General features: G+C 69.5%; 17 protein-coding genes and 2 pseudogenes. 12 read left to right on the top strand and 7 right to left on the bottom strand.

The genetic code is table 11. From position 1 onward, the window contains the following. Nucleotides 1-176 precede the first annotated feature (176 nt). Nucleotides 177-866, top strand: coding sequence for a phosphate signaling complex protein PhoU (phoU, locus tag J7E86_RS27495; protein WP_215085349.1), 690 nt, complete (start codon nucleotides 177-179; stop codon nucleotides 864-866). A 250-nt stretch (nucleotides 867-1116) separates the two neighbouring features. Here phoU and J7E86_RS27490 read toward each other — a convergent pair whose 3' ends face one another. Next, on the bottom strand, nucleotides 1117-1827 hold the full coding sequence (locus J7E86_RS27490) for a class F sortase (RefSeq protein ID WP_215085347.1): 711 nt from the start codon (nucleotides 1825-1827) through the stop codon (nucleotides 1117-1119). 175 nt (nucleotides 1828-2002) lie between these two features. Between J7E86_RS27490 and J7E86_RS27485 the strand changes: the two genes are divergently transcribed. Both J7E86_RS27485 and J7E86_RS27480 read left to right on the top strand, forming a co-directional pair. Then, a complete protein-coding gene (locus J7E86_RS27485) occupies nucleotides 2003-2617 on the top strand; it encodes a hypothetical protein (protein ID WP_215085345.1) in 615 nt (204 codons plus the stop codon). Between the two features lie 1851 nt (nucleotides 2618-4468). Further along, complete coding sequence (locus J7E86_RS27480; protein WP_215085343.1) at nucleotides 4469-5275, top strand: NUDIX domain-containing protein; 807 nt, start codon at nucleotides 4469-4471, stop codon at nucleotides 5273-5275. Here the strand turns inward: J7E86_RS27480 and J7E86_RS27475 are convergent. Continuing rightward, on the bottom strand, nucleotides 5259-6335 hold the full coding sequence (locus tag J7E86_RS27475; RefSeq protein WP_308312748.1) for an XRE family transcriptional regulator: 1077 nt from the start codon (nucleotides 6333-6335) through the stop codon (nucleotides 5259-5261). The genes J7E86_RS27480 and J7E86_RS27475 overlap by 17 nt on opposite strands. 396 nt (nucleotides 6336-6731) lie before the next feature. On the opposite strand from J7E86_RS27475, the gene J7E86_RS27470 reads away from it, so the two are divergent. The 6 genes and pseudogenes from J7E86_RS27470 (at nucleotide 6732) to J7E86_RS27445 (ending at nucleotide 12834) form a co-directional block, all read left to right on the top strand. Continuing rightward, entirely contained in the window at nucleotides 6732-7508 is a 777-nt protein-coding gene (locus J7E86_RS27470) for a hypothetical protein (RefSeq protein ID WP_215085341.1), read from the top strand. After that, a pseudogene (locus J7E86_RS31420) lies at nucleotides 7505-7666 on the top strand (HNH endonuclease); the annotation flags it as partial. The gene J7E86_RS27470 and the pseudogene J7E86_RS31420, both read left to right, overlap by 4 nt. Before the next feature lie 637 nt (nucleotides 7667-8303). Beyond that, complete coding sequence (locus J7E86_RS27460; RefSeq protein ID WP_215085337.1) at nucleotides 8304-9944, top strand: AAA family ATPase; 1641 nt, start codon at nucleotides 8304-8306, stop codon at nucleotides 9942-9944. Continuing rightward, the gene (locus J7E86_RS27455; protein ID WP_215085335.1) at nucleotides 9941-10180 is read left to right on the top strand and encodes a helix-turn-helix domain-containing protein; all 240 of its coding nucleotides are present in this window, start codon (nucleotides 9941-9943) and stop codon (nucleotides 10178-10180) included. The genes J7E86_RS27460 and J7E86_RS27455 overlap by 4 nt, the downstream gene beginning before the upstream one ends. A gap of 470 nt (nucleotides 10181-10650) precedes the next feature. Continuing rightward, nucleotides 10651-11871, top strand: coding sequence for a site-specific integrase (locus J7E86_RS27450; RefSeq protein WP_215085333.1), 1221 nt, complete (start codon nucleotides 10651-10653; stop codon nucleotides 11869-11871). Between the two features lie 774 nt (nucleotides 11872-12645). Then, nucleotides 12646-12834: a hypothetical protein gene (locus J7E86_RS27445; RefSeq protein ID WP_215085331.1), complete on the top strand. Its 189-nt coding sequence runs from the start codon at nucleotides 12646-12648 to the stop codon at nucleotides 12832-12834. Between the two features lie 80 nt (nucleotides 12835-12914). Here the strand turns inward: J7E86_RS27445 and J7E86_RS27440 are convergent, their stop codons facing one another. After that, nucleotides 12915-13676, bottom strand: a complete 762-nt coding sequence (locus tag J7E86_RS27440) for a phosphoglyceromutase (RefSeq protein ID WP_215085328.1) — start codon at nucleotides 13674-13676, stop codon at nucleotides 12915-12917. 152 nt (nucleotides 13677-13828) lie between these two features. Between J7E86_RS27440 and J7E86_RS27435 the strand changes: the two genes are divergently transcribed. Further along, entirely contained in the window at nucleotides 13829-15127 is a 1299-nt protein-coding gene (locus J7E86_RS27435; RefSeq protein WP_215085326.1) for an MFS transporter, read from the top strand. On the opposite strand, the gene J7E86_RS27430 is transcribed toward J7E86_RS27435, so the two are convergent. Both J7E86_RS27430 and mshA read right to left on the bottom strand, forming a co-directional pair. Next, nucleotides 15096-15587, bottom strand: coding sequence for a YbjN domain-containing protein (locus J7E86_RS27430; protein ID WP_215085324.1), 492 nt, complete (start codon nucleotides 15585-15587; stop codon nucleotides 15096-15098). The two genes, J7E86_RS27435 and J7E86_RS27430, sit on opposite strands and share 32 nt — an antisense overlap. Further along, nucleotides 15580-16941 (bottom strand): D-inositol-3-phosphate glycosyltransferase, encoded by a 1362-nt coding sequence (gene mshA, locus J7E86_RS27425; protein ID WP_308312747.1) that lies wholly within the window; start codon nucleotides 16939-16941, stop codon nucleotides 15580-15582. The genes J7E86_RS27430 and mshA overlap by 8 nt, the downstream gene beginning before the upstream one ends. A 170-nt stretch (nucleotides 16942-17111) precedes the next feature. Between mshA and J7E86_RS27420 the strand changes: the two genes are divergently transcribed. Beyond that, nucleotides 17112-17918, top strand: a complete 807-nt coding sequence (locus J7E86_RS27420) for a class I SAM-dependent methyltransferase (protein ID WP_215085322.1) — start codon at nucleotides 17112-17114, stop codon at nucleotides 17916-17918. A 348-nt stretch (nucleotides 17919-18266) separates the two neighbouring features. On the opposite strand, the pseudogene J7E86_RS27415 reads toward J7E86_RS27420, so the two are convergent. Continuing rightward, nucleotides 18267-18584: pseudogene (locus tag J7E86_RS27415) on the bottom strand (NUDIX hydrolase); the annotation flags it as partial. A 71-nt stretch (nucleotides 18585-18655) separates the two neighbouring features. Here J7E86_RS27415 and J7E86_RS27410 point away from each other — a divergent pair. Next, nucleotides 18656-19087 carry an NUDIX hydrolase gene (locus tag J7E86_RS27410; RefSeq protein WP_215085368.1) on the top strand — a complete coding sequence of 144 codons (432 nt, stop codon included), beginning with the start codon at nucleotides 18656-18658 and terminating at the stop codon, nucleotides 19085-19087. Between the two features lie 173 nt (nucleotides 19088-19260). On the opposite strand, the gene J7E86_RS27405 is transcribed toward J7E86_RS27410, so the two are convergent. Next, nucleotides 19261-19646 (bottom strand): NUDIX domain-containing protein (locus J7E86_RS27405; protein ID WP_215085320.1); only part of this gene is annotated, 386 nt, incomplete at its 5' end.

Genomic DNA, 19646 nt, shown 5'->3' with positions numbered 1-19646 from the left:
TGCCGAGAGTTCACCTTGAGGTCGGTGCCGGTTCACTCCGGAGGCCGCCGGCCGTCGCGTTCCGGCCGCACCGTGGGACCGTGGGCGGGTACGTCACCCTCTCGTCCACCGTCTCCTCGGGGCACATCCCCTATGGGCCCGAGGACACCCGAGGAACCCAAGAAAGAGGTCAGGCCATGCGGGACGCGTACCACGAGGAGCTGGATTCGATCGGCGAGGGCCTGGTCGAGATGGCCCGGCTCGTGGGCTCCGCGATCGGGCGCGCCACCACGGCGATCCTGGACGCGGACCTCAAACTGGCGGAGTCCGTGATCGCGGCGGACACGAAGGTCGACGATCTCCAGCGGGACCTGGAGGCCCGCGCGATCGCCCTGCTGGCGCGCCAGCAGCCGGTCGCGACGGATCTGCGGATCGTGGTCACGTCCCTGCGCATGAGCGCGGACCTGGAGCGCTCGGGCGACCTCGCCCAGCACGTCGCCAAGCTCGCCCGGCTGCGCTTCCCGCAGACGGCGGTCCCCCGCGACCTGCACGCGACCATCCTGGAGATGGGCCAGCTGGCGCAGCGGCTGATGGCCAAGGCCGGCGAGGTGATCATCACCAAGGACGTCGACCTGGCGCTTCAGCTGGAGCAGGACGACGACGCGATGGACCTGCTGCACCGGGCGCTCTTCCAGCACCTGATGGACGACCGCTGGAAGCACGGCATCGAGACGGCCGTCGACGTGACGCTGCTGGGCCGCTACTACGAGCGCTTCGCCGACCACGCGGTATCCGTGGCCAAGCGCGTGGTCTATCTGGTGACGGGTGAGCACGCGGACGAGCTGATCCAGACGGAGGGGCGCTCGGGCGCGGTGGAGGGCGCGTGACATCCGGGCGTGCTTCCGCGCGCCCTCCATGCGCCCGTACGTACGTACGCGAGGGGCATTGACGGCCGATGTGGACAGTCCTTGACTGGAGGTCAAGCAGACCACCCTTCGAGGAGGTACGCATATGACCCACACCCCTCCGGCGCAGACGCAAGCCTGCACCTGCGGTCCAGGATGCTCGTGCGGCTGTCAGAGCGGCGGCTCGTGCCAGTGTGGCGGCGGCTGTAGCTAGAGCGGCCTTTTCGGCATGTCACTCACGGGGAGGGCCCTCGGCCGGTGATCCGGCCGGGGGCTCTTTCGTCTCCGAGCCGGTCAGATAGGCGGAGACGACGAGATTGGCGTTGTACGCGCGCCGGGTGCGGTCGTACACACCGCCGCAGGTGATCAGGCGGAGCTCGGCGCGGTCCTGCTCGCGCGGCCCGTAGACCTTGTCCGCGTCGAACTGGTCGTTGGGCACCAGGCTGATGTCGTCGATGGTGAACTCGGCGGTGATGCCGTCCGTGCGGTCGACGCGGATCTTGTTGCCGCGTTTGAGGATGCTGAGGCCGGCGAAGACGGCCGGTGCCTTCTGGGTGTCCACGTGGCCGACGATCACGGCGGCGCCCGGGGTGCCGGGCTGGGGGCCCTCCTGGTACCAGGCGACGGAGTTGGCCCGGTCGTACGGTGGTGCCTCGACGCCGCCCAGCGGGTCGAGGCCGTGACCCTCGACGGGGGCCTGCAGGCCGATGGCCTTGATGCTGAGCTTGAGGGGGCCCGCCCCCGGCAACGGTTCGTGTACCGGGGGCAGGCCGTGCGCGGGAGGGCGGCCCGTGGCGGCGGCACGGGTGGTGGGCGGGGCGTTTTCGGTGCCCGGCTCATCATCGGTGGTGCCACTGCCGAAGAGGCACAGGGCCAGCAGCAGTGCTGCCCAGGCCGCCCCTGTCAGCAGGCGGTTGCGGCCGCCTGCGCGCGTGTCTGACATGTCGCGGATTCGCTTCCCGTCACTGCTTGGCGGTGCCGGTGCGACGGCGGTACCAGATCATCCCGCCGGCGAGACCCACCGTGGCGCCCGCGGCGAGGATGAGGATCGGGGTGTCGGGGGCCGAGGACTCGGTCGAGGCCGCGAGCGCGGCCGCGCCACCACCCGCGTGCGCGGGGTGGTGCGGCTTGTGGTGGTCGTGGCGACCGTCGTGGTCGTGACGGCCCTCGTGGTCGTGGCGACCGTCGTGGTCGTGACGCCCGTCGTGGTCGTCGCGGCCATCGTGGTCGTGACGCCCGTCGTGGTCGTGGCGACCGTCGTGGTCGTGACGCCCGTCGTGGTCGTCGCGGCCATCGTGGTCGTGACGCCCGTCGTGGTCGTGGCGACCGTCATGGTCGTGACGCCCCTCGTGGTCGTCCCGGTCGTCATCGTCGTCCCGGCCGTCGTGGTGTCCCTTGTGGCCGTCGTGGTCGTCGCGACCGTCGTGGTCGTGACGCCCGTCGTGGTCGTGGCGCCCGTCGTGGTCGTGACGGCCCTCGTGGCGGCCGTCGTCGTCCTCGTCGCAGTCGTCACGGCCGTCGTGGTCGTGGCGACCGTCGTGGTCATGCCGGCCGTCGTGGTCATGGCGACCGTCGTGGTCACCGTGGTCGTGGTCGTGACCGGGGCCGTTGGTCTCGGGAGCGACCTCGACCTCGCCGGCGGCCGGCAGGCTGCCGAAGGCGTAGGCAGGGGCGACCGGGGCCGCACAGACGGCGACGACGGTCGCGGCACCGCATATGGCGGAGCGAATTGAGTGCATGGTGTTACCTCCTTGCTCCGAGGCTCACCCGCCGACCCGCGAACCGCATCCGCACCGTAGCTGTCTTGCTCCATTCGGTGACCAATCCGTCCCACGGTCACCCTCGGTGCCCGCCGGACCCGCCACGAAAAGGCCCCCTGTCCAGCGGTTTCCCGCGGGACAGGGGGCCTTGACGCGTGGAGCGCGTCCGCTACAGCAGGGTTACTTCTTCTTGCCCTGGGTCTTGTCACCGACTTTGGCCGCCTGGCCGATCTCGCTCAGGGCCTGGCGAAACAGGGTTAGGCGTCTGCATTGTTGGTCGTCATTGGTCCTTGATGGCCGCCCTCGCACGGCCCCTAGACGGCCCGGGAGTCTGCTCCGGGGGTTGCTAGCGTTAGCGGCTCAGGTTGCTAGCGATAGCGACCCCGCTAGCGACCTGTAGGCGTTGTGATCAGCGTGTTAGCGGTTAGCGACCAACACGCCAAATGCTCCGGATGAACCGCTTGAGCGGGTTGCGGGTGTCTCCGCTGGTCGCTATCGCCCAGGGCGCCGGCGCCGGTTCGCCGATGCAGACAGTCCCGCTCCGCCCCGTGTAGGCCCACACACCCGGGGGTCTACACGGGCCCACACGAGGTGTGTGGGCCCACACGGCGTGTGTACCCCTCTGACGTGCCCGTGTGGGCCGTGTGGGCCCACACGGCCCAAGGTCCCGAAGGGTCCCGAAGCAGCTCTCTGAAGGGGTTCGGGGCTCTCTTCCTCGTGACCGTGTGGGCCCACACGGTCCCGGGTGAGTGCTGCCGCGTGTGGCGATCAACAGCCGTGACTGAGAGCTACTGGCTACTGGTTAGTGGAAACCTTCCACTAACCAGTAGCCCCCCTCCTGTACTGCCTGGAGACCTGATGGAACGGCTCGCTCCTGGACAGGGGCGTCCTATCCAGTAGCCACTAACCAGTAGAGGTCACAGAGCGTGGGAACGGCTGCCCAGTCGAGTGCAGGTCAGGGCGAAGAGCTGAAAGGACGGCCTAGCGGCCGACGACTTTCGGCGCGCCACTGCCGGAGAGGGCCGGGCCTATTCGGCGGGGCTGGGCCGATCGGTGGTGCGGAAGGGGAAGAGACCACGCTCCCGCGCGCGGGGTGGTCTCTTCCCCCGGCACAGGGAGGCAGGGAGGCACCCCGGAAAGCCCCCTGGAAACAGTCTCGGCAAGCCCCTCCGGGCAGCCTGTCTCTGACTCCCTGGACCGCGACAAGGCACAGGAGGCAGTCCAGGAGGGGCCTTTCAGGCAGCCGCGGGGGGGTCCGCGCCGTCCTCAGCTGCAGGCGGTGGGACGTCGAGCGGCATGCGGTCGGCGGGCTCCGGCGGGTCCCGGCGCTGTGAAAAGCCTTCTCAACATCCAGCTGGCGGCGGCCGCCGGCGGGGCTCTTCCGCACGGCCAAGCGCGGGGCGACGGGCGAGCTGTCACCTGTCACTGTCACCTGTAACGCGCCTCCCGCAACAGCCATCCCGGGCGCCTATACCCCCTCTGACCTGGGGGCTACAGGGTACAGACAGGTGACAGGTGACAGGCAGGGCAACAGGCGAGACAACAGGCAACGTGGGAGGAGAGGGCTGGACACTGGCCTACGTCCGAGCGCTGCAACACCGAGGGATGTTGCAGCCGTCCTTCTGCCTGAAGCCTGACCTCCACGGCGCCCGATCACGCCACCATGCCCCGGCCACATCCGGCGGTGGTGCGCCGATGGTCGTCGGCCGTCAGGCCGTCCTTTCAGCTCTTCGCCCTGACCCGCAGAAGACGTCGCGGTTGAAGACAGGACCTGGTGGATACGCTGGTGTGCACCAAGCGACGATTCGGGAGTGTGCTCAGGGGATGGGACCGAAGACCGCACGGGTCGACAAGACGATCCGACAGTGGATCGCGTCGGGGAAGCTCTCCCCCGGCGACAAGCTGCCATCGGAACGCACCTTGGTCGAACAACTCGACATAGGCCGCACCGCGCTACGGCAGGTCTTGGCGAGACTCGTCGCCGAGAAGGTGTTGGAAGTCCGGGGACGTAGCTCATACGTCGTGCCAGCCGACAGGTCGAAGGGAGCGGCCGTGAGCGTCAGCTCACCCGGAGAGCTGGAGCCCTGGCAGATTCACGGCGAGCGGACCGTGTACGACAACCCGTGGGTGAAGCTGGCCCTCGTCGACGTGGAGCCGCCGGGGGTGGAGCGCTTCGAACATCACGTAGTGCGACTTCAGCACGTCGCAATCGCGGCCGTGCTGGACGATCAAGACCGTGTCCTCATGCTCTGGCGGTATCGCTTCGTCCCGGACAAGTGGGGCTGGGAACTCCCCGGCGGGATTGTGGACACCGGGGAAGAAGCGCGCGGCACGGCCCTGCGAGAGGTCGAGGAAGAGACGGGGTGGCGACCGGATTCCCTGGAGCACGTCGTCACCTATCAGCCCATGGTGGGCATGGTCGACTCGCCGCATGAAATCTTCGTTGGCCATGGTGCACGTCACATAGGGAATCCGACCGACATGGAGGAAGCAGGCCATGTCGAGTGGGTGCCCCTGGCCGACATCCCGGCCCTGATGGCGCGCGACGAGCTGATGGGATCGGGGACGCTGGTTGCTCTTCTGCACGTCCTCGCTTCGCGCGGCGAGAGCGCTACTACAGCCGCTCCGTGAGTTGCTCAATCCGCCGGCGGTGCCGCACTGATCCGGTGCGGCTAGCCAGCAGCCGCGCCTGCCGCAGGTGCTCTTGCGCCTGGTCGAGCTCTCCGCGCGCCAAGTGGGCTTGCGCTAAGTCACACCGCAGTCCCGAGGTGGCACGAATGAACGTGGGATCTATCGCGTCCAGAGCGGCATAGAGGCTGCTCACGGCTTCATCGTCACCTAGCGACGCCAGCGCGTTTCCACGCCAGCGGGCTAAGTGCCCCTCGTTCAGGAAGATACTCAACATGTCGGGGTCGCGCGCCTCCAGACCAGCAGGAAGGCAGGCCGCAGCCGCATCAAGGGAGCGACGGCAGTCGTCCGGCATACCCGCCTTGGCGCAGATCTCCGCCTCCGCCGCGTGGAGCCACGCCTGAAGGCGTGGGGACAGGCGAGAGCCGCCCGCCTGCTGGGCGTCCCGGACAAGGTCGACCGCGAGTCCAGGCCGTCCCGCGTCACAGAGTACGTACGCCTGCTCAGCCATCGCGTGCACGAGGTACATCGGCTCGTTGGCTTCCTGAGCGGCACGCTTGCCAAGCTCGTAGTGTCGCCACGCTCTCTCGACTGCTCCCGCGTCTAAGGCTTGCCAAGCCGCGAGCGTCGCAGCTCCAGCGAGGGCACGAGCCACTGGCCGACGGGTGTCGGGCAGTACCGCAAACGTCAGGGCGTCCTCCAGCGTCGCCAGGTGGCCGGTCATCTGGTCCACGAGGCTCGCGGCACCCATCTGCCGGTCAACCGTTCGCAGCAACTCGGTCTGGTCCATGAACGTCTGCACCATGGTCAGGCTGACGTTTCGGGCCGAGTCGATGCGGTTCACCAGTTCGTCATATCCGCCGGCCAGGGGAAGCTGAGTCGGTGTAGAGCGCTCTGCGAACAGCTCTTCGTCGGTGATGCCGAGTAGCCGTCGGAGTATCGCGGCGTAGCGTTTCGAGATCGCGCGCTTGCCGTTCTCCCACTCGGAGACGTAGACACGCAGGCTCGCGACCGATGCCACGTCGAGCAGGTGTTGGCGCGCGTAGCCGTCGATCTCCCGCACCAGGCGCTCTTGTGACCACCCCCGGGCAGTGCGCGCCCCTCGCAGTACCTCTCTCACGTGCACCGCCTCGCCGCGTAGGAAGAGCCTGCCTCCAGCAGGATGCCCCACAACGCCGCAGGTGTACGGGGTTTAACAACACCGAAGTTAAGCCCTGTTGGCTACCGGGCGGTTGAGGGGCGAGGTTCCCTAGAAGTGCGCACCAGGGGCGACTTGGGGAATCAGCTCACCCAGAGGGTCTTGACTCTGGTGCGCACCAGATGCACGCTACTGGTGCGCACCAGATGGAGCGCAAAAGTCCAGACGACTTAGCACCGTCCGGACTCCGGAGATCAAGCAGGGAGCGGCTCCCTACCGCCAAGCAGTCAGCCGCTCCCCTGACCCAGAAGGGCTGTCCCCATGATGCCTGTTTCTCTCGCCGAACGGCCTGCCGGCCAGGTCTCGGTGCCCCGCTTAGTGGAACGTCGTCTGCCCGGCGAGCTCTTCCCGCGGGTCCCGGTCGGTTCGGTGCAGCTGACCCGTGAGCAGGTCGCAACGGGCCTGTTCACGCGGCTCTACCGACTCCCGGTGTTGCCCACGGACGTGGAGCTGATGGCTGCGCTCGCCGACGCGCTGAACGCCCACGGCCTGGCCGGGCTTAACGCCCGGCGCGCCGACCTGGACGCCGAGGGCGCAACGAAGCAGGCGGTGGGTTCGGCGTGGAGCTATGCGTATCGGCTGTGCGTAGAGCACTGGTACGTGGGCGGCCTGGCCGAACCGATCTCCCAATCCATGATGGCCGTCGCGCTGTACGCCTCGGACCTCCCCGGGAGGGGAAGCCAGGAGCTCAGGGGCCGGACGCACGAGATCGATGGCTTCCTGGCGGAAGGTATCGCGCGCCTCGGTATCGAAGCCGTCGTGCAGCTCGCTGCGGATCTGGCACGCGAGTTCCCCTCAACTTGCAAGCGCGCGAAGGTTTCCGAACTCTCCGCCGCGTATCTGGATGCGATGCCCGCCCGCCAGCGCCGCCGGGCGTGCTTCACCGTGGCCGTCAACCGGCAGTTGTGGGGGCCGCGCCCGCTGACGGTCTGGCTGGACGACGGCCGCTACGCGATCGGCGTCACGCCCCCGGAGGACCCGCGAACGATTACCTGGGAGCAGCTGACCGGCAGCGACAGCGCTCAGGCGACGGCATGAGCCAGCACGACACGCCGCATCTGAACGCGGCTCGTCGCAGGGCGAGGAAGCGCACCCTCGCCCTGCGCGACGGCCAGCACTGCACCTACTGCCGTGCCCCGTTCGAGGACCTGCGGCAGGCGACCATCGATCACGTCGTGCCGATTTCGCTGTTCCGCACCTGGCGGGCGGAGCACACCGTGCTCGCGTGCCGACCGTGCAACCGCGTCAAAGCCGACCGCCTGCCCCTGCTGTTCGCGCTCCTGCTGTGCGCCTCGACGGCCGCGTCGACCACCCCGACCGGTCCGGCCGGTCGACTGGTCGACGCCCCGCACGCAGTCGACGCGCTCACGCTGGCGCGGCTCGCGCACGCCCGCGAGACAACCGCCCACGCGGTGGGGGTTGCAGGGGATGAGCTGGGCGTATGCCCGGTTCGGCCGACCGACCACACCGCCCGTCAGTCGAGGGCTGACCTGCCGCGATCGACCGTACGAGGCTGCGCGGATCGAGCGCCCGCGCCCCGTGCGGGCGCGGGCAGATCGGGCCCCAAGTGCCGCATCTCGACGCCCGTCGACCCCGCGTCGACGCCCGTCGAACGAGCCGTCGACGGGCGTCACTCCCTCGATCGCCGACCCGCTTCCAACACGCCGGACGGTCCTCGCGGTGCGTCCGCGTCAGCCCCGGAAAGCAGGTGTCATGACGCCCGTCGAACCCGCCTTGACGCCCGTCGAACCCCTCTCGACGCCCATCAACAGCCACCCGGCCAAGACCACACGGCGCCCGGCCGGATCGGCCGACCAGTGAGGGGGTGCCCGCATGAGTGCCAATCTGACCATGCCGCACGATGACGAGCTGGAGCGCGCCGTAATCGGCTGTGCCGTCGATCGGCCCGACCGCTTCCCCGAGCTGGCCGCGATTCTCGCCCCGGCCGACTTCTACCGGCCCGCGCACGCCACCGTGTGGCAGATGCTCGCAGACCGGATCGGACGCGGTGAGCCTGTCGACCCGGCCGCACTGACGGCCGCGCTCGCCAGCGCGGGCCAGCTGAACACCGCCGGCGGACCCGCCTACGTCTCCCAACTCGCCCTGTCCCACGTGCCTGACGCCACCTGGCACGCGGAGGAAGTGAAGAAGACCGCGCGGCTGCGCGCCGCCCGCTCGCTGGGGCTGCGGCTCTTGCAGGCCACCGATGGCCCCGGCGCGGAGCCGCCGCAGCTTGCCGCCCTGGTCTCCGAGATGCTGCCCACGCTGGAGGGCAGCGACCATATCGGGCCCGCCAACCGGCAGGCCGCATGGACCGCCGACGCCCTGTACCGGGCGGAGTTCCCGGAAGCCCGCTGGGCAGTGCCGGACTTGATCCCCGAGGGACTCACCGTGCTCACAGGGGCGCCGAAGGTGGGGAAGTCCTGGATCTGCCTGGGGCTCGGTCTCGCGGTGGCCACCGGCGGCAAGGCGCTCGACTCCATCCCCGTGGAACAGGGGGAAGCCCTTTACCTGGCCTTGGAGGACACGCCCCGGCGCATGCAGTCCCGCCTTCACCGGGTGCTCGGGGACGGGGAGCCGCCGCCCGCCCTGCACATTCATGTGGACCTGCCCGCCGGTCTCGGGGGCATCCGGCGCTGGCTTGACCAGCATCCCGGCGCCCGCCTGGTCATGGTCGACGTGCTTCAGAAGGTGCGCTCCGATTCCGGACGCGAGACCAGCGCGTACGCGGCCGACTACGCCGCCATCACCGCCCTGAAGCACCTGGCGGACGCGTACCAAGTGGCGTTCGTGGTCGTGCACCACATCCGCAAAGCCCAGTCCTCCGACTGGATGGACGCCACCAGCGGCACGAACGGCATCAACGGCGCCGCCGACGCCACCCTGTTCTTCTCCAAGGCGCGCGGGGAGGCCGAGGGACTGCTCAACCTCACCGGGCGCGACGTGGAAGAGAACGAGTACGCGCTCCGGCGCAATGACGGCTCCATGACCTGGTACCTGGTCGACGGCCCGGCCGACATCGCGACCGCCACCGAGCCGAACGCGAAGATCCTCGCTCATCTGCACGAACACGGACCCAGCACACCCAAGCAGGTCGCAGAAGCAACCGGGCAGGACCCGAAAACCGTACGCACCCTCATGGGGCGACTACGGGATCGGGGCCGCCTCACCCAGCTCGGGCAGCGCGGACCGTACGCGCTGCCCAGCCAGACAGCCCCGGTCGCAGGCAACAAGGCAACAGGTGTTGCCTCCCCTGTTGCCTCCGAACCCGCAGGTCACAGCCCCGAAAGCAACAAGGCAACGCAGGCAACAGCCCCCGACCGCCCCACCAAGGCCCCCCAAGGCGTGTTGCCTCTGTTGCCTCGTTGTCCCCAGGGCCCTGACCAGCGCGAACGCAAGGCAACACCGCAAACGCCCGTTGTTGCCTTGTTGCCTTCCCGCCCGCAGTCCGCCGCCGAAGGGGAAGCGTCATGAAAGCCGCCCGACCCGAACACAGCGACCCGCGCGACACCCTGCGCTCCGGCCTGCCCGACCGCTACCTCACTCCCGAAGACCTCGCCGCGCTGCTGTCGGTGCCACTGGAAACCGTCTACGCCTGGCGACGCAAGCGCACCGGTCCGCCCGGCTTCCGTGTCGGCAAGCACGTCCGATACGACCCCGCCCGCGTCCGCGACTGGGTCACCCAGCAGACCGCCCCCGACGCCGCCTGAGCACCCTCCCCCACGCAGGGAGTCAGGGAGTTCTCCCTGACTCCCTCCCTCACCTGCCTCCCTCGCGGTGACCAGCGCAAAAGGTCCCGCAGGGAGGCAGGGAGGTACACCACAACCCGCCCCGGGGAGCGTCCCCAACTCCGTTGCCGCCCGGCCACTGCCTCCCTCCCTGGGGCACCGAGCGCGCTACCGACGGAAGCCACCGCCCGCAACGCACAGTGACTGCCGCAGGCCGTGTGACCCACACACCCGCCACTCATACACGCCCCGCAGCGCACGTATGACGCACACGCCCCGTGTGAGCCACTGACCAGTTCGTATGACCCGTGTGAGTCACACAGGACGACGGGCCGAAACCCCGCGCGCCCCCTCCGCAACCCAGGCTCGAGCCCTTCCCCCGCCGACCGTATGCCTCACACGAAGGCGCCCACTCAACGTCACCGAAATCAGGAGAACAGGAGCCGCCGCACATGGCAGGCCACATCCAAGACCGCTGGTACAAGACCGAACCCGGGCCCGACCACAAGCCCAGACGAGTGAAGACCGACCGCTACGGCACCGGCATGCGCTACCGCGCCCGCTACTTCGCCCCTGACGGCACAGAGAAGAGCAAGTCCTTTCGCGACGGCCAGAAGCGTCTTGCCGAACAGTGGCTGGCCCACATCGAGGCAGACATGTCACGCGGCCAGTACGTCGATCCGCGATTGGCGCGGACCACCTTTCAGCAATACGCCGAGAAGTGGCTTCCGACCGCGGCAAACGACCCGAACACAGAAGCGTCGATGACGTCGCAGCTCCGGCGCCACGCCTTCCCGTACATCGGCGCCCGCCCGCTCGGGTCGTTCCAGCCGGAACACATCCGCGACTGGGTGAAGCGCATGGCGGACAACGGCGTGGCCGGCGCCTACGCCCGGACGATCTACGCCAACGTCCGAGCCGCACTGAGCGCCGCCGTCGACGACGGCTATCTGCCGCGCAACCCGTGCTCCGCACGCACGGTCAAGGCGCCGGCCGTGGAGCGGAAGCGCGTCGCGCCCTGGTCGCCGGAGCGCGTTTTCGCAGTGCGCGCCGCGCTGCCCACGCGGTACCAGGCCATGGTGGATCTGGGTGCAGGCTGCGGGCCGCGCCAGGGCGAGATTCTGGGCGTCGCCGAGGACGCGATCGACTTCGACACCGACACCCTGCACATCGTGCAGCAGCTCAAGCTGAGCCGGAGCAAGCCCGTCTTCGCCCCACCCAAGGGCGGCAAGCTGCGGGATGTGCCGCTACCCGGCCCCGTTGCCGATGCCCTTCGGGCCCACATGAAGCAGTTCCCCCCAATAGAGATAACGCTGCCGTGGAAGACCGCGACCGGCCCACTGGTAACCAAACGGCTGATCTTCTCCGCGCCAATGGGTGGGCACGTGTGGCGGACGTCGCTGAACGATGACGCCTGGAAGCCCGCTCTCGTGGCTGCCGGCGTCATCCCGCCCCCGGAAAAGGGTGACAGCTACGCAGCAGCACGCGAGCACGGGATGCACGCCCTGCGGCACTTCTACGCGTCCGCGCTGCTGGACGCGGGCGAGAGCATCAAAGCCCTGGCCGAGTACCTCGGACACTCGGACCCGGCCCTGACCCTCCGCGTCTACGCGCACCTCATGCCGGGCAGCCAAGAGCGCACCCGCAGAGCCATCGCAGCCGTCTACGAGTAGAGGAACCACGACGCCGCCAGGCCTCCGAAACTCCCACCAGCAGCCAGCGAAAACCCCCCGCCACACCGCACCCAACCCCGCACAAAAACCCGGTCACGCCACCACACAGACAGCTCAGAAAACAGCGCAAGCCGCGCCAATAAATTGCCTCTCCACGGGAGCCGCATGACAGCACAAAATCACCCTTTAGGCGGCCACTAAAGAGCATGCGGCGACCCGTCATTTCGTCGCACGCATCAGCCGTTAAAAGACACAGCGAGGGCCTTGGTCGCCGACCTAGCGGGATGGCATCGGTATGCCCGACGGGATGGCATCGGTATGCCCAACGGGATGCCCAACGGGATGCCCAACGGGATGCCCAACGGGATGCCCAACGGGATGCCCAACGGGATGCCTATCGGGATGCCCAACGGGATGCCCATTGGGATGCCCATTGGGATGCCTATCGGGATGCCCAACGGGATGCCCATTGGGATGCCCAACGGGATGCCCAACGGGATGGCTAGGTCACTAGAAGAAGAACCCATCAAGAGCATCCGGAATACAGAAGTCCGAATAGGTGGACATCTAATTCAAGTACCTCTTAACCAGACCAGCTCGAGGCGCAGACGCTGGTGTAGCTACAAAAACAGCGATTCAGCTGGGAATTTGTCTATCGCGCACGGCCGTGAGTAGAGTCTCGCTACATTGGAGGAGCCGCCCCCCGGCCAGGGGGCGGCTCGTTTTCTCCATTAGTAGTCACTCTTGCCAAGAGACCAAACCAGGAGGTAGCCCATGGTGGCACAACCCGGCTTACTCATCCACGTCGCTCATCGCGGCTTCCCGCTGACCCTGGTCGGCGGAGGCGGCGGCGCTCTGGCCCTGTGGGTCGACGTGCCCCTGCCTTACGTCATCCCGGTCGTGCTCATGGTCGCGCTCCGCGTCACCGTCCGCCGCGTACGGCCTCGCAAGGCGACCGCCTGACGGCCCACCGACGGCCCCAGCGCAGCAACAAGCCCCCTACCCGCAGCGAAAGCGCAGGTAGGGGGCCTGGTCGATCGGTCTTACTTCTTCTTGCCCTGGTTCTTCACGGCCTCGATGGCGGCCTTGGCGGCCTCCGGGTCGAGGTACGTGCCGCCGGGCTTGAGCGGGCGGAAGTCGGCGTCGAGCTCGTAGGCGAGCGGGATGCCGGTGGGGATGTTCAGGCCCGCGATGTCGGCGTCGGAGATGCCGTCGAGGTGCTTGACCAGGGCGCGGAGGCTGTTGCCGTGGGCGGCGACCAGGACCGTGCGGCCGGCGAGGAGGTCCGGGACGATGCCGTCGTACCAGTACGGCAGCATGCGGACGACGACGTCCTTGAGGCACTCGGTGCGCGGGCGCAGCTCCGGGGGGATGGAGGCGTAGCGCGGGTCGTCGCTCTGCGAGAACTCGGTGCCGTCCTGGAGCGCCGGCGGCGGGGTGTCGTAGGAACGGCGCCAGAGCATGAACTGCTCCTCGCCGAACTCGGCGAGGGTCTGGGCCTTGTCCTTGCCCTGGAGAGCGCCGTAGTGGCGCTCGTTCAGCCGCCAGGAGCGGTGAACGGGGATCCAGTGGCGGTCGGCGGCCTCCAGGGCCATCTGCGCGGTGCGGATGGCGCGCTTCTGGAGGGAGGTGTGAACCACGTCGGGGAGCAGGCCGGCGTCCTTGAGGAGCTCACCGCCCCGGATCGCTTCCTTCTCGCCCTTGTCGTTGAGGTTGACGTCCACCCAGCCGGTGAACAGGTTCTTCGCGTTCCACTCGCTCTCGCCGTGGCGGAGGAGGATCAGCTTGTACGGTGCGTCGGCCATGCCATGAGCGTAAACGACGGTGGGGGTTGCGCCGTGCGGGCGTACCACGCTATGGACGGTTGACGGAGATCATCAATTGGATGGCGTGCGGGACGTCGCCGCGTGTAAGTTGCGGAAGCAGGTGGCGGGACTTACATATCGGGGGTAGTGGGATGTCCGTGGCGAGCGTCAGACGGGCCGCGCAGGAAAGCGTTTCGGGGCTTCCCCGGGACTTCTGGTGGCTGTGGACCTCCACGCTGGTCAACCGGCTCGGCGCGTTCGTCTCCGTGTTCCTGGCACTCTATTTGACGGTCGAGCGGGGTTATTCGGCCTCGTACGCGGGGCTGGTGGCCGCCCTGCACGGGCTCGGCGGCGTCGTCTCCTCGATCGGCGGCGGGGTGATGACCGACCGGCTGGGCCGCCGGCCGACCCTGCTGATCGCGCAGGTGGCGACCGCGGTGGCCGTGGCGGTGCTGGGGTTCGTCCAGAGTCCCGTGGCGATCGCGGCGGTCGCCTTCGTGGTGGGCATGGCGAGCAACGCCTCGCGGCCGGCCGTGCAGGCGATGATGGCCGACATCGTGGCGCCCGAGGACCGCGTGCGGGCCTTCGCCCTGAACTACTGGGCCATCAACCTCGGCTTCGCGCTCTCGTCCGTCGCCGCCGGGTTCATCGCGCGGTACAGCTATCTGATCGGCTTCCTCGGCGAAGCGGTCATGACCCTGGCGTGCGCGATCCTCGTCTTCGCCAAGCTCCCCGAGTCCCGGCCGGCGGCCGCGGAGGCGGGCGGCCCGCAGGAGCCCGCCATCGGCATGGGCACGGTGCTGCGCGACGGGCGGTACATGGGCGTCGTCGGGCTGTCGTTCCTGATCGCCCTGATCTTCCAGCAGTCCTCGGTCGCCCTGCCGGTGGCGATGGGCGCGAACGGCTTCTCCACCAGCCACTACGGCGTGGCCATGGCCGTCAACGGCGTCCTGATCGTGGCCGTCCAGATCCCGGTGACCCGCTTCATCGAGCACCGTGACCCGCGACGACTGCTGGTCCTCTCCGCGCTGTTCGCGGGGTACGGCTTCGGGCTCACCGCCTTCGCCGGGTCGTCGCTGGGCTTGCTGATGCTGACCGTCTGCGTGTGGACGCTGGGCGAGATCATCAACTCCCCCACCCAGATGGGTCTGGTGGTGCGGCTCTCCCCCGTCCACGGCCGCGGCCGCTACCAGGGCGTCTACACCCTCTCCTGGTCCGCCGCCGGGCTGATCGCCCCGCTGGCGGGCGGCGTGGTCATCGACCGCTTCGGCGCGGACACCCTGTGGGCCGGGTGCGCGGTGATCGGCACGGTGGCCGCGGCCGGGTACTGGCTGCTGATGCGGACGCTGCCTCCGGCGGAGCAGGCCACTCCGGTGGCGGCCCGTCAGCCGGCCCGGGTCGCGGAGGCCGGGCCCTCCGTCAGCCGTCCTCGCGCCGCGTCAGGTTCGTGAACGCGTCGAGGTTGCGCGTGGACTCCCCCCGCGCGGTGCGCCAGGCGTACTCCTTGCGGATCGCGGTGGCGAAGCCCATCTCCAGCAGGGTGTTGAAGCTGCCGTCGGCGTGCTCCAGCACCGTGCCCAGGATCCGGTCGATCTCGTCGGGGGTCACCGCGGCCAGCGGCAGCCGGCCGACGAGGTAGACGTCACCGAGCCGGTCGATCGCGTACGCCAGCCCGTACAGGCGGGTGTTGCGCTCCAGCAGCCAGCGGTGGACCGCCGGGTGGTTCTCGTCGGGGCACCGCACGACGAAGGCGTTGACCGACAGCGAGTGCCTGCCGACGATCAGCGAGACGGTCGTCGACAGCTTGCGGGTGCCGGGGAGCTTCACGACATACGTGCCGTCGGCCGGGCTCTCCCATTCGAGCCCGGCTTCCTGGAACGTCCGCTCGATGACGGTTTTCGCGTCAGACATGCGTCGAGCGTAGGCGACGGCGCCGTTCGTTGATCGCCGCGGTGTACACATCGGCCGTGGCGGCCGCGGCCGTGTCCCAGCCGAAGGACCGGGCGTGCCGGGCGGCGGCGTCGCCCATCCGGTCCACCAGCGCGGGCTCGTCGGCGAAGCGGCCCAGCGCCCGCGCGTAGTCGGCGGGGTCGTGGCCCTCGACGAGGAAGCCGCTGGCGCCGTCGCGCACGGCCACGGGCAGTCCGCCCACGGCCGCCGCGACGACGGGCGTGGCGCACGCCTGCGCCTCGGCGGCGACCAGGCCGAAGGACTCGCTGTAGGACGGCATGACCAGGACGGACGCGGCCCGGTACCAGTCCGCGAGCTGTTCCTGGCCGACCGGTGGGCGGAAGCGGACGACGTCGGAGATGCCGAGGCGCGCGGCGAGCTTCTGCAGGCCCTCGGGCTTGGCCAGGCCGCTGCCACTGGGCCCGCCGACGACGGGCACGACGACGCGCGAGCGCAGCTCCGGGCGCCGGTCGAGGAGGTCGGCGACGGCGCGCAGCAGGATGTCGGGGGCCTTGAGCGGCTGGATGCGGCCGGCGAACAGCGGTATCAGCGCGTCGGCGGGCAGGCCGAGCCGTTCGCGGGCGGCCGCGCGGCCGTCGCCGGGCGTGAAGCGTTCGAGGTTGACGCCCGGGTGCACGACGGCGACCTTGGCGGGCTCGGCCTCGTAGTGGTGGATCAGCTCCTCCGCCTCGCCGTCGGTGTTGGCGATGAGGCGGTCGGCGGCCCGGACGATCTGGGTCTCGCCGATCACGCGGGCGGCGGGTTCGGGGGTGTCGCCCGCGGCGAGGGCGGCGTTCTTGACCTTGGCCATGGTGTGCATGGCGTGCACGAGGGGGACGCCCCAGCGCTCGGCGGCGAGCCAGCCGACGTGGCCGGAGAGCCAGTAGTGGGAGTGGACGAGGTCGTAGTGGCCGGGCCGGTGGCCGGCCCACGCCTGCATCACGCCGTGCGTGAAGGCGCAGAGCTGCGCGGGCAGCTCCTCCTTGGCCAGGCCCTCGTACGGTCCGGCGTCGATGTGCCGGACGAGCACGCCGGGGGACAGCTCCACGGAGGGCGGGAGCGCGCCGGTGGTGGCGCGCGTGAAGATCTCGACCTCGATGTTGATCGCGGCGAGGCGCTTGGCCAGCTCGACGATGTAGACGTTCATCCCGCCCGCGTCGCCCGTGCCGGGCTGGTGCAGCGGGGACGTGTGAACGCTGAGCATCGCGATGCGGCGGGGCCTGCGGGGGGCTCCGAGGCGCCGGAGCGGGGTGTTGGCGAGCGTGCCGAGCGCGCGGCCGCGGCGTGCGCCGAGCCTGGATGCGTACTGGCTCACCGTGCGTGTCCTCCATCCGCCATGGGCGCGTGCACCGGCATCGGTGCTGCACCCGCCATGGATGCGTGCTCCACCTGTCAACGGTGCCAACGTCGCGGAGGCCGACTCCCATTCCGCTTTACCAAAGAGTGACGTACCGCACCGGAACGTGCCTGCCATAGGGTTTCCCCATGGCCCCCCGCACCGCCCCGCCCGGCCGTCCCGTCGGTTCGGTGACGCGTGGGACGACCAACCCGAACCGCTTGCGCCGCATGGACCGCTGGATCGCCGACACGCACGGCGCGTTCCTGCGCTCCTGCCCCGACCCGGTCGCGGTCGACCTCGGGTACGGGGCCGCGCCGTGGACGGCGGTCGAGCTGCTGGGGCGGCTGCGCACGGTGTGCGCGGACGCGGAGGTCGTCGGGGTGGAGATCGAACCGGCGCGGGTCGCGGCGGCCGTGCCGTACGAACGTCCGGGGCTGTCCTTCGCCCACGGCGGGTTCGAGGTACCACTGGCGGCGGGGCGCCGGCCGGCGCTGATCCGGGCGGCGAACGTGCTGCGGCAGTACGACGAGGGCGAGGTCGCGGCGGTCTGGGCCCGGCTGTGCGGGCGGCTGGCGCCGGGCGGGCTGCTGGTCGAGGGCACGTGCGACGAGATCGGGCGCCGGCACGTGTGGGTGGCGCTGGGCCCGGAGGGCCCGCGCACGGTCACGTTCGCGACCCGCCTGGGCTCTCTGTCGACACCCTCCGACCTGGCGGAACGCCTCCCCAAGGCGCTCATCCACCGCAATGTCCCGGGCGAGCCGGTGCACGCGTTCCTCCGCGACTTCGACCGGGCATGGGCCCTGGCGGCCCCGTACGCCCCGCTGAGCGCGCGCCAGCGGTGGATCCGCGCGGTGTCCTCCCTCGGCGACGCCTGGCCGGTGACGGACGGGCCGCGGCGGTGGCGGCAAGGGGAGGTCACCTTGCGCTGGGAGGCGCTTGCGCCTGGCGGCTAGGGGGTTTTGCAGCCTGCGGCGGCGGGCGCCCTGCGGGTGTCCTCAAACGCCGGGCGGGCTTGAATTCGGACGGCTCAGCCACAATCAAGCCCGTTGGGGGCACCTCCCAGCGGTAGCTGGGGGAGATTGAGGACACCGCCGCGCAGCGGTGGTGCGCACGACACGGCCCAGGCGGTGTCCGCGGCCGCGGGCCTCCTTGCCGCCTGCGGCGGCGAGCGCCCTGCGGGCGCGTCCTCAAGCGCCGGACGGGCTTGATGGTGGCTGAGCCCAGCCGATCTCAGCCCGTCCGGCGTTTGAGGACACCACCGCGCAGCGGGGGTGCACACGACACGGCCCGCAGCCGCCCGCTCACATGACCCCCAGAACCTCCAACAACGCATCCACCAGCACCCGATCCCGCTCCTCGGTCAGACGGCCGCGGGCCGCCGTCGGGTGCAACCACAGGACGCGGTCCACCTCCCGGGTCGGCGCGAACGCGCCGGACGTGGCCCGCGCCGACCAGTAGCGGACCTCCTTCGGGCGGCCCGCCGCCACGTAGTGGGCCGTCGGGAGGGGGGTGCCGAGTTCGCAGGACATGCCGGTCTCCTCCCGGACCTCCCGCAGCGCGCACCCTTCCGCGTCCTCGCCGCGTTTGAGCTTGCCTTTCGGGTGCGACCAGTCGCCGTATGAAAGTTAACAACGGTCAACAAAACCGCAGGTCAGCAGCCTTATGGCGAGGATCCGGCAGCATGGGAACCATGGAAGAGCTGCCGATAGTTCAGGCCGCAGGATGCGTCCTGTGGCGCCACGACCCCACCGGTGAGGGCATTGAGCTTGCCCTGGTCTACCGACCGAGGTGGGCGGACTGGTCACATCCGAAAGGCAAGCTCAAGCGCAGCGAGCATGCCCGCGAGGCTGCTGTCCGGGAGGTGCTGGAAGAGACCGGCATGACATGCGCCCTCGGGGCGCCCTTGCCGACCGCTCGATACATCGACGCGCAGGGGCGCCCGAAAGAGGTGCGCTACTGGGCGGCACGGGCGGTGGACGGTGAGTTCGTGCCCAGTCGAGAGGTGAGTCGAATGACCTGGCTCGCGCCCGACGACGCACGCGACAAGCTCACGCACGACCGGGACAGAAGGCTGATCGCTGCCCTGTGCTCCGTTCTTCGCGAAACCAACGAGGAGAACTGATGGCCACAGAGGGCGAGCCCGCTTGGGAAGGCCGGTCAACGGTCAGCCTGGACCACTGGGTCTCTTCGGAGCTGGAAAAGGCTCCTGCACCCACCCCGGAACAACGAGGCAGCCTCGCAGCCTTGCTCAACGGAACACCAACAGGTTCCGCTGCGTAGCTCCACCCGCGGTGCCTACCGTGCAACTGGGCGATGCCGGCTTGGCGAGACGGCCGTCAAGCCGGTTAGCGAGGCCGGCATCGGCTCGCCGTGCTCCAGGTACTGCGGGTGTGCCTGTTCCCGCGCTGTGATCGCCTGTTTCACTCGGCGGGCCAATCTCGGAATCAACAGTTCGTCGAGGGCTTCCGGCGGTTGGAACTTGGCTGTCAGCAGTTCGTCCGAGGCGATCTCGATCGCGTGCCAGTCGCCTTGCTGGAGCAGGCCGCCGTCGAAGACATAGAGCACTTTGTCGCCCTCCTGGGCGTTCGGTGCCCAGTCCACGACCAGGAGGGCGCCGATCACGGGAGAGATGCCCAGCTCCTCCAGGACTTCCCGCCGACAGGCGGCATACGGCGACTCGT

This window comes from Streptomyces sp. ISL-11, assembly GCF_018614525.1.
In the GTDB taxonomy this organism is placed as follows: Bacteria; Actinomycetota; Actinomycetes; order Streptomycetales; family Streptomycetaceae; genus Streptomyces.
The sequence above is the reverse complement of the archived record's forward strand: the minus strand, read 5'-3'. Positions and strand labels throughout refer to the sequence as shown.